Below are 15,286 nucleotides of genomic sequence, written 5' to 3' on the forward strand. Positions count from 1 at the left end.
GCTGCTTCAATTGATTTACGACCGTTTAGCTGGCGGCGCGTTTGCTGCCGTTGCGGCGTAGGTTTGTCAGCTCTTCGGCCACTAGGAAGGCCAGTTCCAGCGACTGGGACGCGTTCAGACGCGGATCGCAGGCGGTGTGGTAACGATCCGACAGATCCTCTTCGGTCACTGCGCGCACGCCGCCGGTGCATTCGGTTACATCCAGACCGGTCATCTCGAAATGCACGCCACCGGGGATGGTGCCTTCGGCCTGATGCACGCCAAAGAAGTCACGCACCTCGCGCAGGACAGAATTGAACGGACGGGTCTTGTAACCCGTGGCCGATTTGATCGTGTTGCCGTGCATCGGGTCGCAGACCCATGTAACCTTGGCGCCTTCTTCCTTCACGGCTTTGACCAGACGCGGCAGGTGCTCACCTGCTTTACCGGCACCAAAGCGCGCGATCAGGGTCAGGCGACCCTCTTCGTTTTCGGGGTTCAGTTTGGACATCAGAACCTTGAGGTCTTCAGCCGTCGTCGTCGGGCCGCATTTCAGTCCGATTGGGTTCAGAACGCCACGGCAGAATTCCACATGAGCACCGTCCGGCTGCCGCGTGCGGTCGCCGATCCAGATCATGTGTCCAGACCCTGCCAGCCAGTTGCCCGATGTCGAATCCAGACGTGTCAGCGCCTCTTCATACTCCAGCAGCAGTCCTTCGTGGCTGGTGTAGAATTCGACGGTCGAGAACTCATGCGTGGTGTCCGCTGTGATCCCAGCCGCACCCATGAAGTCGATGGTGTCCTGAATACGATCCGCGACCTCAGAGTACTTCTGCACATCCTGCTCATCCGTAAACCCAAGGGTCCATGAATGCACACGGCTCATATCCGCGAAACCGCCGGTCGAAAAGGCCCGCAGCAGGTTAAGCGTGGCCGCTGCCTGCGTATAGGCCTGAAGCATCTTAGCCGGATTCGGGATGCGCGCTTCGGGCGTGAAGGCCAGTTCGTTGATGATGTCACCACGATAGCTGGGCAGTTCCACACCATCCAACACCTCGGTTGGTGCACTGCGAGGCTTGGCAAACTGTCCCGCCATACGGCCGACTTTGACCACCGGCACTTTTGCGCCATAGGTCAGAACCATTGCCATCTGCAGCATCACCTTAAAGGTGTCACGGATCGCATCCGCGCTGAATTGTTCAAAGCTTTCAGCACAATCCCCGCCTTGCAGCAGGAAGGCCTCGCCGCGACCGGCGGCACCCAGGTGTTGTTTGAGACGCCGCGCCTCACCGGCAAAGACCAGCGGGGGATACTGTGAAAGCTGAGCCTCGACTTTGGCCAGAGCGGCCGCGTCGGTATAGTCTGGCATCTGAACCCGGGGCTTGTTGCGCCAGTTCGTTTTTTGCCATTCGGTCATAGCTTTGATCTCCGCTGAAGTGTTCAGGTGGCCTCTATACAAAAAGCTTTGAAGAGTGACCATATCCCATTTGCGCCTCTTGACGGCGCAAACAAGCTTTGATCATGGTGAGTTCTAAATCTGTCGCTGGATACGACCGTATTCAGCGCCGAAGTAAGGACAACCCGCCATGCAAGTGCAACGCCAGGCAGTCACAGTGGAAGACGCTGAGGCCATCCCGCGCCATTATGTTTTTGTTCTTCTGGACAAGTTCTCGTTGCTGTCTTTTGCCTCGGCCCTTGATAGTTTGCGGATCGCAAACCGTATGGCGAACCAGGAATTGTATACGTGGACACTGTCGGGCGAAGGCGGTGAAACCGTGACATGCTCAGCGGGAACCGAGTTCAAGCTGGATACGGATCTGGAAGAACTGCAACGCGATGATGTGGTTCTGATCTGCGGCGGCGTGGACGTTCAGACAGCAACCACCAAACGCGTTCTGAACTGGCTTCGGCGCGAAGCGCGCCGGGGGCTGCGAATTGGTGGGCTGTGCACCGCGGCCTACACGCTGGCCAAAGCTGGTTTGCTCGACAACAAGAAGGCAACGATTCATTGGGAAAACTCGGACAGCTTTGTCGAAGAGTTTGACGAGGTAGAGCTGACGAAATCGGTGTTCCAGATCGACGGTAGCCGCATGACAACGGCGGGCGGAACATCCTCGATCGATTTGATGCTGAAACTGATTGCGGATGATTTTGGGGAAGATTTGGCAAATGCGGTTGCGGACCAGATGATCTATTCGTCGATCCGGACGGATCAGGACACGCAGCGCCTTTCGACACCGACCCGGATTGGTGTGCGCCATCCCAAACTCAGCCAGGTTATCCTGATGATGGAAAAGAATATCGAAGAACCGATTTCACCTTCGATTCTGGCCAAGGATGTAGGAATGTCGACCAGACAGCTGGAGCGTCTTTTCCGCCGTTACCTTAGCCGTTCGCCAAAGCGCTATTATATGGAGCTTCGACTGCACAAAGCACGGAACCTTTTGATGCAGACGGACATGAGTGTGATCAACGTAGCGCTTGCCTGCGGGTTTGCCTCGCCCAGTCATTTCTCAAAGTGCTACCGCGCGCACTACAACACCACCCCCTACCGTGAGCGTGGGGCGCAAAGCGGTCGGTTGTCAGTTTAACCCTAGGGTGCCATTCGGTACACGGCACCCTGCCCAACCGAAATGAACCAGATCGATCCATCCGGGGCCTCGACGATATCGCGCACGCGCTCGGTCTCGGGACCCTTGATTTGCTCGACTTCGCGCAGCGGATTACCTGCAAGTCGGGCGATATAATCGAACTTCAACGAGCCAACAAAAATGTCGCCCTTCCATTGCGGCCAGAGTTTACCGGAATAGACCAGCAGACCAGAGGGTGCGATGGATGGGTCCCAAAACAGTTTCGGCTGTTCCAATCCGGCCTTCGCGGTGCCCTCGCCTATCTTCTGACCCGAATAATGCGTGCCATAAGATATGACCGGCCACCCATAGTTTCGACCGGCGCGCGGTTGGTTAACTTCATCCCCGCCACGGGCACCATGTTCTGAAATCCATAGCCGCCCCCGCGCATCCAGCGCGGCCCCCTGAGGATTGCGATGCCCAAAAGACCAGATTTCGGGTTTGACGTTCGATTGCCCGACGAAAGGGTTGTCAGCTGGGACAGACCCATTCCGATTGATCCGAATGACCGATCCCATCGGAGAGGACCTGTCTTGCGCGCTGTCAGGCTTTCCACGATCACCGATCGTTACAAACAACGTTCCGTCCCGTGCCTCAACAACGCGGCTGCCAAAATGCCTTCCACCTGATCCGCCGGGCGTGGCCTCGTAGATGACGCGCACATTGGTCAGGCGCTTTCCGTTTTCGGACAAGCGAGCCACAGCGACCGCCGTTCCAGTCCCTTGGTTTTGAGGTTTTGAGAAGGTCAGAAAGATCTCGCGACTTTGCGCGAAATCGCGGGGGATCGTCACGTCCAGCAGACCGCCCTGCCCTGTGGCAGCGACTTTGGGAACGCCGCGCACCGTGTTGGCCTTGCCGTTCCGAACGAACAGCAAATCACCGTCCCGCTCGGTTACCAGGAACGTCCCGTCCGGTAGGATGCCCACCGCCCAAGGTGTGTCCAGGCCACCAACCATTTGGGTCACTTCAATGTTCCCGGCGGATGTCGGCAGGGTCTGTGCCGCGGCTGAAACAGCGCTGAGCGAGAGAAACAGAATCATAAAGACACGAAACATGCTGGTCCCTTTCGGTGACGGTCACGGAAGAATTTCTAGCAAAACAGTTAGTTTCCCGATCAGCAAAAACACGTTTGCGTTAGGACTTTTCTTTTCCGGGCAGCTTGCCTAGGGTCAGGGCCAGAACAAAGTTGTTCATAACAGGGAGTAACCGTATGAAAAAGCTGCTTACAGCAACTGCAGCAACTGCACTTCTGGCCGGCGCGGCCATGGCAGACGATGTGAAACTGGGTATTCTGATCGGCTTTACCGGCCCGATTGAATCGCTCGCTCCAGCAATGGGGTCCGGTGCCGAGTTGGCAATTGCCGAAGTCAACGAGTCCGGCAAGTTCATGGATGGCGCCACCGTCTCCGGTATGCGTGCCGACACGGGTTGTATCGATAACGGCCTTTCCACCTCGAACGGTGAACGCATGATCGCGGACGGTGTTGCCGGTATCATTGGCGGCGATTGCTCGGGCGTGACCGGTGCGATTTTGCAGAACGTTGCAATTCCAAACGGCATGGTCATGATTTCGCCTTCGGCGACATCTCCGGGCCTGTCGACAATGGAAGATAATGGTCTGTTCTTCCGCACCGCCCCGTCTGATGCACGTGAAGGCCAGGTTATGGCCGACATCCTCAAGGACCGCGGCATCGAATCCATCGCCCTGACCTATACCAACAATGACTATGGCAAGGGTCTGGCGGATGCGATCCAGTCGTCGTTCGAGGCCGCAGGTGGCGAAGTGACCATCGTGGCCGCGCATGAAGACGGCAAGGCGGACTATTCCGCTGAAGTTGGCGCACTGGCGTCGGCAGGTGGCGACATCCTGGTTGTTGCAGGCTATCTGGACCAAGGTGGTCTTGGCATCATCCAATCGGCGCTGGACAGCGGTGCATATGACACATTCGGTCTGCCTGGCGGCATGATCGGTGACTCGCTGCCGGCCAATGTCGGACCCGATCTGAACGGTTCTTTCGGTCAGATCGCGGGTGCGGGTGGCGAAGGTCCTGAAAAGTACTTTGCTCTGGCCGAAGCTGCCGGTTTTGACGGCTCTTCACCGTACTCGCCGGAATCCTACGACGCCGCTGCGCTGTTCATGTTCGCCATGCAGGCTGCGGGATCGACCAATCCGGCCGATTACGCGGGCAAGGTCATGGAAGTAGCCAACGCACCGGGTGAAAAGATTTATCCGGGTGAGCTGGCCAAGGGGCTGGAGCTTTTGGCCAACGGTCAGGACATCGACTATGTCGGCGCTTCAGGCGTTGAACTGATCGGCCCCGGTGAAAGCGCCGGTTCCTATCGCGAGATCGAAGTGACCGACGGCGAAAACAAGACCGTAAACTTCCGTTGATCAAACGTAAAATACCATAAAAACAAGCAGCCCGGGCCTTGTGTCCGGGCTGTTTCAATGACAAAAGGCTGCACCTCGCGACGCGAGGCAAAGGCAAGGGGATAACATGATCGTCGTCGAAGACGTGCACAAGCATTTCGGCGGATTTCACGCGGTGGACGGGGCATCGCTGGAAATCCAAAAAGGGTCGATCACCGGCCTGATCGGGCCGAACGGTGCAGGAAAAACCACTCTGTTCAATGTGATCGCGGGCGTTCTGCCACCTACCAGCGGCAAGGTGTTCATGGATGGTGAGGATATAACCGGCCTGCCCCCGCATGAGCTGTTTCACAAGGGATTGCTGCGCACCTTCCAGATCGCGCACGAGTTTTCCTCGATGAGCTGCCGAGAGAACCTGATGATGGTGCCCGGTGCGCAAACGGGTGAATCGCTGTGGAACACCTGGTTTGGCCGCAAGCGCATCGCGGATGAAGAACGCGCGCTGCGGGCCAAGGCCGATGAGGTGCTTGAGTTTCTGACCATCGAACACCTGGCCGACCACAAGGCGGGTCAGGTCTCGGGCGGGCAGAAAAAGCTGCTGGAACTTGGCCGCACCATGATGGTCGACGCCAAGATCGTGTTCTTGGACGAGGTCGGTGCCGGTGTGAACCGTACCCTGCTGATGACCATTGCCGACACCATCCTGCGCCTGAACAAGGAACGCGGCTACACCTTCGTAGTCATCGAGCACGACATGGATTTCATCGGCAAGATCTGTGACCCGGTCATCTGTATGGCCGAGGGCAAGGTTCTGGCCGAGGGCACTCTGGACGAGATCAAAGCGAATGAGCATGTGATCGAGGCTTATCTGGGCACCGGCCTGAAGAACAAAGACAAGCTGGAGGCAGGCGCGTGAGCGACAATCCTTACCACGACGACAAAGGGAACAAGGACGCCTCGATCACCAACACGCACGGCGTTGGCACGATGACGCCTGCGCATCCCAAAAGTGGTGAAGCGCGATACGTTGGTGGCGGCGGCCCCTTCCTGATTGGCGACACGATGACCGGCGGCTATGGCAAGGGGCCGGACATCCTGCATGACTGCACCATTGCGGTCGACAAGGGTGAGATCGCGGTGATCGTTGGCCCCAACGGCGCGGGCAAGTCCACCGCGATGAAAGCCGTTTTCGGAATGCTGGACGTACGTGCCGGTTCGGTTCGGCTGGACGGCGAAGACATCACCAAGCTGTCACCGCAGGACCGCGTGATCAAAGGCATGGGCTTTGTGCCGCAGACCTCGAACATCTTCACGTCCATGACGGTGGAAGAGAACCTTGAAATGGGGGCCTTCATCCGCCGCGACGATATCACCGAGACGATGGAGCAGGTCTATGACCTCTTCCCCATCCTGCGCGACAAGCGCAATCAGGCCGCCGGAGAGCTGTCAGGCGGTCAACGCCAACAGGTCGCCGTGGGCCGCGCGCTGATGACTCAGCCCAAGGTTCTGATGCTGGACGAACCCACTGCCGGTGTGTCTCCCATCGTGATGGATGAGCTGTTTGATCGGATCATCGAGGTATCGCGCACCGGGCTGCCGATCCTGATGGTCGAACAGAACGCCCGCCAGGCACTGGAGATCGCGGACAAGGGATATGTGCTGGTTCAGGGGCGGAATGCCTATACCGGCACGGGCAAGGAACTGCTGGCCGATCCTGAGGTTCGTAAGAGTTTCTTGGGGGGGTGATCTCTGTGGTTAAACCATTCTCAGCTGTTCTAAACAGTGCGTGGATTTTTTTCGCTGGTGTAACCATGTACACACCGTTGCAAGCGTCTGAATCAGAAACCTTCAATTTCGCCAAAGACATAGTGGATAACGGCGGAATAGTTATCAATTGTGCACTTGCAGAGACTTGCAACCGCGGGGATTGCTCAGCGATGGATGGTACAGTTGAAATCGCGCTCAGTGCGGTAGCTGAAACTCAGCTCAAATTAGATACTAACGAGGCTGTCGCAGTAAGTGGCACTTGGATCGAACCAACGCGGCATAGCAACGTTACTGGCGTTCAGCTGGGCAGAGTTGCGACATTAATTGCGACAGGTTTCGGCGATGCCATTTTGGTCGCTTCCGTTGATCTGAAAACGATGGAAATCAATTCCTCCGAGCACCTGTCGACAGCCTTCGGAACTTCCAATCAATACGGTTCATGTGAGGTCGTAAACTAATGGACTTCCTCAACGCCCTTGTGGCGCTCTCCAACTTCGTCCTTGTTCCCGCAATCGCCTATGGCAGCCAGTTGGCGCTGGGGGCTTTGGGGGTGACGCTGATCTATGGCATCCTGCGGTTTTCGAACTTTGCCCACGGCGATACGATGGCTTTTGGCGCAATGATCGCTGTTCTGGTCACGTGGGGCTTGCAAGCCGCCGGGGTCAGTTTTGGGCCGCTGCCAACTGCTCTGCTGGCCCTGCCCTTCGCCATTCTGGGCTGTATCGTTCTGGTGCTGATCACCGACCGGCTGGTTTACAGGTTCTACCGGGAACAAAAGGCCAAACCGGTGATCCTCGTGATCGTCTCGATGGGCGTGATGTTCATCATGAACGGCATCGTGCGCTTTGTCATCGGGCCGGATGATCAAAGGTTCTCGGACGGTGCGCGGTTCATTATCTCGGCGCGCGACTTCAAAGCATTGACCGGGCTGCGCGAGGGATTGGCGATCAAGACCTCGCAAGGCATCACCGTGATCGTGGCGGTTGTCGCGGTGGCGTTGCTGTTCTGGTTCCTCAACAAGACCCGCACCGGCAAGTCCATGCGTGCCTATTCGGATAACGAGGATTTGGCGCTGCTGTCCGGTATCAACCCCGAGCGTGTGGTGATGATCACATGGATCATCGTTGCCGCATTGGCGACCACGGCTGGGGTACTCTACGGCCTCGACAAGAGCTTTAAGCCGTTCGTCTATTTCCAACTTCTGCTGCCTATCTTTGCGTCGGCCATTGTGGGCGGGCTTGGCAATCCGCTGGGTGCCATCGCAGGTGGGTTCATCATCGCGTTTTCCGAGGTGACCATAACCTATGCGTGGAAAAAGGTGCTGACCTATCTGGCTCCGGAAAGTCTGGAACCCTCAGGTTTGGTCCAGTTCCTGTCCACCGACTACAAATTCGCCGTCAGCTTCGTGATCCTGCTGATCGTGCTTCTGTTTAAGCCCACGGGCCTGTTCAAGGGGAAAGCGGTATGACCGAGTCTGTCAAAAACACGCTGCTTTTTGCTGTTGTCGCCAGTTTGATCCTGCTGACAGGTTTCACCCAAAGCTGGAATACCGCCATTCTGATCCTGAACATGGGGTTGATCTCGGCCATCATGGCGATTGGGGTCAACCTGCAATGGGGCTTTGCGGGCCTGTTCAACGTAGGTGTGATGGGCTTCGTCGCGCTTGGCGGTCTGGCCGTGGTGCTGGTGTCAACACCGCCCACGCCGGGGGCCTGGGTTGCGGGCGGTTACGGGATTGTATTGTCACTGCTGTTGGGGGCTGCGACCGTTGTTGCCGCTGTTCTGGTGGCGACCAAGATGCCGAAAGGTCGGGCTCAGACCCTGACCATCATCGCAGTTCTGGTTGTAGGGTTCTTCATTTACCGAGCTGTGTTTGACCCTAATGTTGCTGCAGTCGAAGCTATCGACCCAGCGATTGCAGGTAATATCGGCGGTCTGAACCTTCCGGTTCTGCTGGCCTGGCCTGCCGGTGGTTTGCTGGCGGCGGGCGCTGCCTGGCTGATCGGTAAAACGGCTTTGGGTCTGCGGTCGGATTATCTGGCGATTGCCACACTGGGTATTGCCGAGATCATCATTGCCGTCATGAAGAACGAAGACTGGCTGGCCCGGGGCGTTAAAAATGTCTACGGCATTCCGCGCCCGTCCCCTGTTGTCGGTTACGAAGTTGAACTGCAACAAGATCCGGCGTTTCTGGCGCGCGCGGAATGGTTCGGGCTTGATCCGGTCACAGCCTCTACCCTTTCGGTCAAATTGGGTTATTCGCTGCTGTTCCTGATCGTCCTGCTGGCGTTGCTGTGGATGGCCCAGATGGCATTGAAAAGCCCGTGGGGCCGCATGATGCGCGCGATCCGCGACAATGAGGTCGCGGCCGAGGCGATGGGCAAGGACGTGACTCGCCGCCACTTACAGATCTTTGTTCTGGGGTCGGCCATCTGCGGGATCGCAGGGGCTATGATGACCACGCTGGACGGTCAGCTGACACCAAGCGCCTACCAGCCTTTGCGTTTTACCTTTCTGGTCTGGGTGATGGTGATCGTTGGCGGTTCGGGCAACAATTTCGGCTCTGTTCTTGGGGCATTTCTGATCTGGTTCCTGTGGGTTCAGGTGGAGCCAATCGGCCTGTGGCTGATGAACCTGATCACATCGGGCATGCCGGATGGAAGTTGGCTGAAAGCGCATCTGATCGAAAGCGCTGCCCATATGCGCCTGTTCACTATGGGTCTTATCCTGTTGATTGTTCTCAGATTTAGCCCAAGGGGCCTGATACCTGAGAAATAGGATCGAACGATAACCAATTCGTGAAACCGCGCCTCCAAAGGGCGCGGTTTCTTGATTCTCTAACGGTTTCTGAATACACGAACCCACCGCAGTGTTTTTCTTTTGCGGTCTGTTACTGGCACTCACACCCGCCCAAGCCGATCTGAAACGATCATTCAAACGCGTTGATAAGAGTAAAAAATGAAAGCACCACGCTTCGGAACTGTTTTCCTGCTTTCGGTTGTTGCCGTTACAACAGCCGCCTGTATTCCCAGACCAGAAGATCTTGAGACAGCACCTGTCAAGGTTCAGACCCCCGAGGGCGTTGTGACCTGTCAGTTGTACCGCCAGGACCGGGTCACATGGGATCGCGCCATCGATTTCCCTGCAACCAAAATGTCAGTCCCGCAGGCAGATGCCTATTGCCGCCAGGAAGGTCAGCGCCGATTGAAATAATTACGTCGGCGCCCTTCACGGGCGCCGCGCCGCTATCTGTTTTTGAACAGACCGCCCAGAATACCGCGCACAATACGACGCCCGGTTGTTCCCTTAAGCTCTTTGATCACAGCGTCTGTCATTGCCGTTGCAAACGTGTCTTTTCTGCGCTGCACACGTGAAGACGACCGCCCGACCCGACTGCCAGAGTATCTGCGAGCCGCGGAAAACTCTCGTTCCATTGGCGATTGAGCTTCTAGCACATCATCCAATTCCGCTTGCTCCGCAGCTTTTGCGGCCGCCTCGGCCCGCGCCTGCAGAATCTCAAAGGCAGATTTGCGATCTATACCTTTGTCATATTTTCCTGCCATCGGGGACGCCGCCAAAATCGCTTTGCGATCAGCGCCAGAAATCGGCCCAAGCTGAGATCCCGGAGGACGAATCAAGGTGCGTTCGACAATGCCGGGAACCCCTTTCTTTTGCAGCATCGAGGTTACGGCCTCACCAACGCCAACCTCTCGGATCGCAGCTTCGGTGTCGAAAGCCGGGTTCTCTCGGTACGTTTCGGCGGCCATACGCAGGTTCTTACGGTCGCGCGCTGTGAAGGCCCGTAGTGCGTGTTGGACACGATTGCCCAGTTGGCCCAGAATGTCTTCGGGAATATCCGCCGGGTTTTGCGTGATGAAATAGACCCCAACGCCTTTTGAACGGATCAGTCGTGCCACCTGTTCAACCTTGTCCACCAAAACCTTTGGGGCGTCATCGAACAGCAGGTGCGCTTCGTCGAAGAAAAAGACGAGCTTTGGTTTTTCAGGGTCGCCGACCTCGGGCAGTTCCTCGAACAATTCACTCAACAGCCAAAGCAGGAAAGTGGCATAGAGCCGGGGTGAGGCCATCAGTTTGTCCGACGCGAGGATGTTCACCATCCCCTGCCCGTTTTCGTCAACACGCATCAGATCAGCCAGATCCAATGCCGGTTCACCAAACAGTTTTGTGCCACCCTGATTTTCCAGCACCAGCAAGCGTCTTTGGATTGCACCGATCGAAGACGTCGACACGTTGCCATAGCGCAGGGACAGCTGCGCGCGATTTTCTCCGATCCAGACCAGCAATGCCTGAAGGTCTTTCAGATCCAGCAGCGGCATCCCTTCTTCATCAGCCACCCGGAAGGCGATGTTCAGAATGCCTTCCTGCGCTTCGCTCAGTTCCAGTAGGCGCGACAACAGAAGCGGTCCCATCTCTGTAACGGTTGTGCGCACCGGGTGGCCCAGTTCACCAAAAAGATCCCAGAACGTCACCGGGCAAGCAGCATAGTTGAACGCCGAAAACCCGATGCGTTCGGCGCGGTCCCTAAAGGCCTGATGCAGTTTGTGCGACGCGCTGCCAGCTACGGCCAGACCGGACAGGTCGCCTTTTACGTCGGACAGAAACACCGGGACGCCTGCTTGTGAAAATCCTTCGGCAAGTATCTGCAGTGTCACGGTTTTACCCGTTCCTGTCGCACCCGCGATCAATCCGTGGCGATTTGCAAAGTTCAACGCCAATTCCTGCGGTGTGCCATACCCTTCGCCACCGCCGCCCAAAAAAATAGTCTTGCCCATTAACACTGCCTTATAGCTCACCGATCCGTGACCAGCATACAAAGTTAACCTTTGACTGCGATAGTCCTTTTGCCTTGCGGTGGTTTTTTGATCTCGCAGGGCAGACTTCCTCCCTGTCAACTGGCCGTGCCTTCGGGCACGGCTTTTTTTGCCTGCGCCAACACATGTTCAAGTGCTGAGGGTTGGATTAAAATTTCAGGATAGCTGTTGACCCACCGGCACCGCTCTCGTAGGGTTTGCGCATAAATAAGTCGGCCAGTCCGACGGGGAGAACCTTTTGAGGAAGGGAGCTGATAAAACGGCTCCCTTTTTCTATGTCTGGAAGGGCCTTTTTAAAACGCCGGGCAAGAATTTGTTCACGTTCCTCCGGGCTGCTCTGTTAGTGCCTGACACCGGTTCGGAAGAATGCTAAACGAGGCCAAAAGCTCAATCATCAAACCGAGGCATTCATGATCAAGAAACTTCTCTCCGCGAATGTACTGGCAGCCGCCTTTGTAAGCAGCACGGCATTTGCCCAGGAAACCACTGACGACACACAAGCGCAGACAGAGGTACCCCAGACCCAAGCTACACAGGAATTGGATCTGGGTGAAAGCGGCCCCCGCGTTGGCGACCAATACGTCAAAGAAGAAAGCGGTGACTGGAACATCACGTGCTTAAAGACCGAAGGAGACAATGATCCTTGCCTGCTGCGTCAAATTCTGTCTGGTGCCGAGGGACAACCGGTTGCGGAAATCTCAGTCAACAAACTGCCCGAAGGTGCTACAGCCGTTGCTGCCGCCAGCCTGATTGTACCGCTTGAGACATTGCTGCAGGCCCAAATCGCCATATCCATCGATGGTGCACCCAGCAAAAGGTACAACTATCATCACTGCAACCCCGTGGGCTGCGTGGCGCAGTTGGGCTTTACCCAAGGCGACATCGACGCAATGAAGGGGGGCAGCACGGCCACTATTTCTATGGTGTCCATCCTAGCCCCCAATCAGCTCTTGCAAATCGAAATGTCGCTGGCCGGTTTCACCAGTGGTTACGACAAGCTAGACGTCTTGCAAAACTAAGTGCACGCCACAAAAAGGCCGCCCGTTCCGTGGCGGCCTTTTCTATTTGAGCGTCGTTTTTTCTTACACTCGCTTCAGTGCCAAGACAGCATTCAGCCCGCCAAAGGCAAACGCATTGCTCAGGGCCACGTCAACTTTCGCTTCACGGGCGACATTCGGCACCACATCCAGCGCACATTCCGGGTCCGGCTCCTCATATCCGATGGTTGGTGCAATCACCCCGTCCCGCAGGGCCATGATACAAGCCAGCAATTCCACAGCTCCGGTCCCACCGATCAGGTGGCCGTGCATGGATTTTGTGGACGAAATCATCAGATCATCTGCATGCGGTCCAAATACATCTGCAACGGCTGCGCACTCGGTTTTGTCATTGGCTGCCGTGCCTGTGCCGTGGGCGTTGATATAACAGACATCGCTGGCGTTCAGCCTGGCATCCGACAAAGCGCCCGCCATGGCCCGCGCGGCCCCCTGTTTACTGGGCATCACAATGTCGGCCGCATCCGAAGACATCGCAAAGCCGACAACTTCACACAGAACTTCAGCCCCGCGTGCGCGCGCATGTTCGTATTCTTCGAACACAAATATACCTGCGCCCTCGCCCTGAACCATTCCGTTGCGGTTGGCGCTGAACGGACGGCAGGCGTCCTTGGACATCACGCGCAGGCCTTCCCATGCTTTGATGCCGCCGAAACACAACATGGATTCTGACCCGCCTGTGATCATCGCCGGAGCCGCCCCGCTGCGCACCATCTGAAAGGCTTGCGCCATGGCGTGGTTCGACGACGCGCAGGCCGTCGAGACGGTAAAGCTGGGCCCTTTGAGGTTATGCTCCATCGACACGTGGCTCGCCGCGGCATTGTTCATCAGTTTGGGAACAACGAACGGGTGCACACGGTTCTTACCATCCTCGTAGACCGAACGGTAATTGTCATCCCAGGTCGAAACGCCTCCACCCGCAGTGCCAAGCACAACGCCTGATCTGGCCGCCAATTCACCGTGAAACTCGATGCCTGACTGTTCAATAGCCTCTTTGGCAGCCGTCAGGGTGAACTGAGTGAACCGGTCGTACAAGGACATCTGTTGACGGTTGAACCGCCCTTCCGCCTCGAACCCCCGGACCTGACCGCCGATCTTGATGGCCAGACGATCGACATCGCGAAATTCCAGTTCCGAGATGCCACAACGACCTTCGCGCATGGCCTCCAAAGTATCAGGAACCGAATGGCCCAGTGAGTTGATCGTACCTGCGCCGGTAATAACAACACGTTTCATGAGAGCAGGTCAGACCTTTTCCGACACAAGCTGTTCGATCCCGGCAATGATGGCGGCCACATTGGAGATATCGAAATCATTGGCTTCAGGTTCGTTGGCATTGAACGGAACCGAAATATCGAACTCTTCTTCAATTGCAAAGATGCTTTCTACCAGACCCAGGCTGTCGATACCCAAGTCCTCAAGCGTGCTTTCGGGCGTCACATCCGATGGCTCCAGCACGGCCTGCTCTGCAATGATTGCGATGACGCGGTCGCTGATGCTCATGTCGGTCCCCTGACTTTCGTTCTGAGGATGATTTAATCACTCGGCGACTGTTTGAAAACAGCCTTTTTAAGTGCCTCAACGTCGCGGGCCATGCGCGGTAAACGGCGTTGGGCTTTGTAGATGTCCGTATGAGTATCCATTTTGATGCCCGGATAACCCATTATGACGCGGCCTGCCGGTACGTTGGACAGAATTTTTGTGCCTCCACCGGCAATCACACCGTCACCAATAAAGATGTTATCAACGACGCCAGTCTGACCACCCAGAACAACGTTATTGCCAATCTCGACAGACCCCGAAACACCGGTCTGACCACACAAAAGGCAATCGCGCCCCACACGCGTATTGTGCCCCACATGTACCAAATTATCCAGTTTCGAGCCGTCTCCGATCCGGGTATTGCGGATCGTGCCGTTGTCGACAGTGCAGTTTGATCCGACCTCGACGTCATCACCGATCTCAACCGCGCCCAAAGAGTGGATGCGAAGCCAGCTTTGTGCTTTGGCCTCGCCTTGATCACCCATGGTCTTGCGGGCGTTCTCAGCGCCAGAGACTTCGGGGGTGACAAAGCTAAAGCCATCGCCTCCGATCCGGGCACCAGGTTGCGCGACAAAGCGGTCTCCGATTTGCGCGCGGGCACCGATACTGACCATCTCGCGCAGCAACGCACGCTCTCCCAGTGTGGCATCGATGCCGATCGTGCAATGCGTGCCAATCACAGATCCCGCCCCGATCCGGGCGCGGGCACCGACAACTGTAAGAGGCCCGATAGAGACATCTGCAGCAATCTCTGCCGTCGGATCAATCACAGCCGACGGGTGAATTCCCGGCTCTACCCCTTGTCCACGATCCAGCATGGCAGTGATGCCCGCCATGGCCATACGGGGACGTTTGACAAAGATCGCCGCACGTAGCCCCATACCCTGCCAATCCGCGCCCTCCCACAAAACCGCAGCGCGGGCCTCTCCACCTGAAAGCGCGTCAGCGTAATTCGGAGACATCGCCATCGCCAGATCTGTCGGACCAGCATCACTGGGTTCAGCAGCACGCACAATCGTCAGGCCTGTATCGCCCTGGCATTCTGCGCTCAGAGCGTCGGCGATTTGTTGAACGGTAAACTGCATGACGGGTTTCCTTTTGGCAGGATTT

Annotated in this window: 15 protein-coding genes; 9 read left to right on the forward strand and 6 right to left on the reverse strand. The window is 56.7% G+C overall.

The features are described from left to right. Nucleotides 1–25 precede the first annotated feature (25 nt). Nucleotides 26–1,396, reverse strand: coding sequence for a class II 3-deoxy-7-phosphoheptulonate synthase (locus tag ACXADZ_RS08625; RefSeq protein ID WP_475195036.1), 1,371 nt, complete (start codon nucleotides 1,394–1,396; stop codon nucleotides 26–28). 169 nt (nucleotides 1,397–1,565) lie between these two features. On the opposite strand from ACXADZ_RS08625, the gene ACXADZ_RS08630 reads away from it, so the two are divergent. Beyond that, the gene (locus tag ACXADZ_RS08630) at nucleotides 1,566–2,570 is read left to right on the forward strand and encodes a GlxA family transcriptional regulator (protein ID WP_171105248.1); all 1,005 of its coding nucleotides are present in this window, start codon (nucleotides 1,566–1,568) and stop codon (nucleotides 2,568–2,570) included. Nucleotides 2,571–2,572: 2 nt separating this feature from the next. Here ACXADZ_RS08630 and ACXADZ_RS08635 read toward each other — a convergent pair whose 3' ends face one another. Further along, nucleotides 2,573–3,664 carry a PQQ-dependent sugar dehydrogenase gene (locus ACXADZ_RS08635; RefSeq protein ID WP_475195044.1) on the reverse strand — a complete coding sequence of 364 codons (1,092 nt, stop codon included), beginning with the start codon at nucleotides 3,662–3,664 and terminating at the stop codon, nucleotides 2,573–2,575. Between the two features lie 155 nt (nucleotides 3,665–3,819). On the opposite strand from ACXADZ_RS08635, the gene ACXADZ_RS08640 reads away from it, so the two are divergent. The 7 genes from ACXADZ_RS08640 to ACXADZ_RS08670 all read left to right on the forward strand — a co-directional run bounded on the left by ACXADZ_RS08640 (nucleotide 3,820) and on the right by ACXADZ_RS08670 (nucleotide 9,960). Next, complete coding sequence (locus ACXADZ_RS08640) at nucleotides 3,820–5,001, forward strand: ABC transporter substrate-binding protein (RefSeq protein ID WP_171090017.1); 1,182 nt, start codon at nucleotides 3,820–3,822, stop codon at nucleotides 4,999–5,001. Nucleotides 5,002–5,107: 106 nt separating this feature from the next. Beyond that, a complete protein-coding gene (locus ACXADZ_RS08645) occupies nucleotides 5,108–5,896 on the forward strand; it encodes an ABC transporter ATP-binding protein (RefSeq protein ID WP_171090015.1) in 789 nt (262 codons plus the stop codon). Continuing rightward, nucleotides 5,893–6,726: an ABC transporter ATP-binding protein gene (locus ACXADZ_RS08650; RefSeq protein WP_475195051.1), complete on the forward strand. Its 834-nt coding sequence runs from the start codon at nucleotides 5,893–5,895 to the stop codon at nucleotides 6,724–6,726. The genes ACXADZ_RS08645 and ACXADZ_RS08650 overlap by 4 nt, the downstream gene beginning before the upstream one ends. Nucleotides 6,727–6,731: 5 nt before the next feature. Beyond that, nucleotides 6,732–7,205, forward strand: coding sequence for a hypothetical protein (locus tag ACXADZ_RS08655; RefSeq protein ID WP_475195054.1), 474 nt, complete (start codon nucleotides 6,732–6,734; stop codon nucleotides 7,203–7,205). After that, entirely contained in the window at nucleotides 7,205–8,215 is a 1,011-nt protein-coding gene (locus tag ACXADZ_RS08660) for a branched-chain amino acid ABC transporter permease (RefSeq protein ID WP_475195058.1), read from the forward strand. The genes ACXADZ_RS08655 and ACXADZ_RS08660 overlap by 1 nt, the downstream gene beginning before the upstream one ends. Further along, nucleotides 8,212–9,525 carry a branched-chain amino acid ABC transporter permease gene (locus tag ACXADZ_RS08665; protein WP_475195063.1) on the forward strand — a complete coding sequence of 438 codons (1,314 nt, stop codon included), beginning with the start codon at nucleotides 8,212–8,214 and terminating at the stop codon, nucleotides 9,523–9,525. The genes ACXADZ_RS08660 and ACXADZ_RS08665 overlap by 4 nt, the downstream gene beginning before the upstream one ends. A 180-nt stretch (nucleotides 9,526–9,705) precedes the next feature. Continuing rightward, nucleotides 9,706–9,960, forward strand: coding sequence for a hypothetical protein (locus tag ACXADZ_RS08670; RefSeq protein WP_171183191.1), 255 nt, complete (start codon nucleotides 9,706–9,708; stop codon nucleotides 9,958–9,960). Between the two features lie 32 nt (nucleotides 9,961–9,992). Here the strand turns inward: ACXADZ_RS08670 and ACXADZ_RS08675 are convergent, their stop codons facing one another. Beyond that, a complete protein-coding gene (locus ACXADZ_RS08675; protein WP_475195069.1) occupies nucleotides 9,993–11,540 on the reverse strand; it encodes a helicase HerA-like domain-containing protein in 1,548 nt (515 codons plus the stop codon). 449 nt (nucleotides 11,541–11,989) lie between these two features. Here ACXADZ_RS08675 and ACXADZ_RS08680 point away from each other — a divergent pair, with 449 nt between their 5' ends. Then, nucleotides 11,990–12,598, forward strand: coding sequence for an invasion associated locus B family protein (locus tag ACXADZ_RS08680; protein WP_475195072.1), 609 nt, complete (start codon nucleotides 11,990–11,992; stop codon nucleotides 12,596–12,598). 63 nt (nucleotides 12,599–12,661) lie between these two features. Here the strand turns inward: ACXADZ_RS08680 and ACXADZ_RS08685 are convergent, their stop codons facing one another. The 3 genes from ACXADZ_RS08685 to lpxD are packed head-to-tail and all read right to left on the reverse strand — an operon-like array spanning nucleotide 12,662 to nucleotide 15,261. Beyond that, nucleotides 12,662–13,870: a beta-ketoacyl-[acyl-carrier-protein] synthase family protein gene (locus ACXADZ_RS08685; protein ID WP_171089999.1), complete on the reverse strand. Its 1,209-nt coding sequence runs from the start codon at nucleotides 13,868–13,870 to the stop codon at nucleotides 12,662–12,664. A gap of 9 nt (nucleotides 13,871–13,879) precedes the next feature. After that, nucleotides 13,880–14,137 carry an acyl carrier protein gene (locus ACXADZ_RS08690; protein WP_171089997.1) on the reverse strand — a complete coding sequence of 86 codons (258 nt, stop codon included), beginning with the start codon at nucleotides 14,135–14,137 and terminating at the stop codon, nucleotides 13,880–13,882. A gap of 32 nt (nucleotides 14,138–14,169) precedes the next feature. Then, the gene (gene lpxD, locus ACXADZ_RS08695) at nucleotides 14,170–15,261 is read right to left on the reverse strand and encodes a UDP-3-O-(3-hydroxymyristoyl)glucosamine N-acyltransferase (RefSeq protein WP_475195085.1); all 1,092 of its coding nucleotides are present in this window, start codon (nucleotides 15,259–15,261) and stop codon (nucleotides 14,170–14,172) included. Nucleotides 15,262–15,286 lie beyond the last annotated feature (25 nt).

Source organism: Ruegeria sp. ABM4_193 (assembly GCF_056158705.1).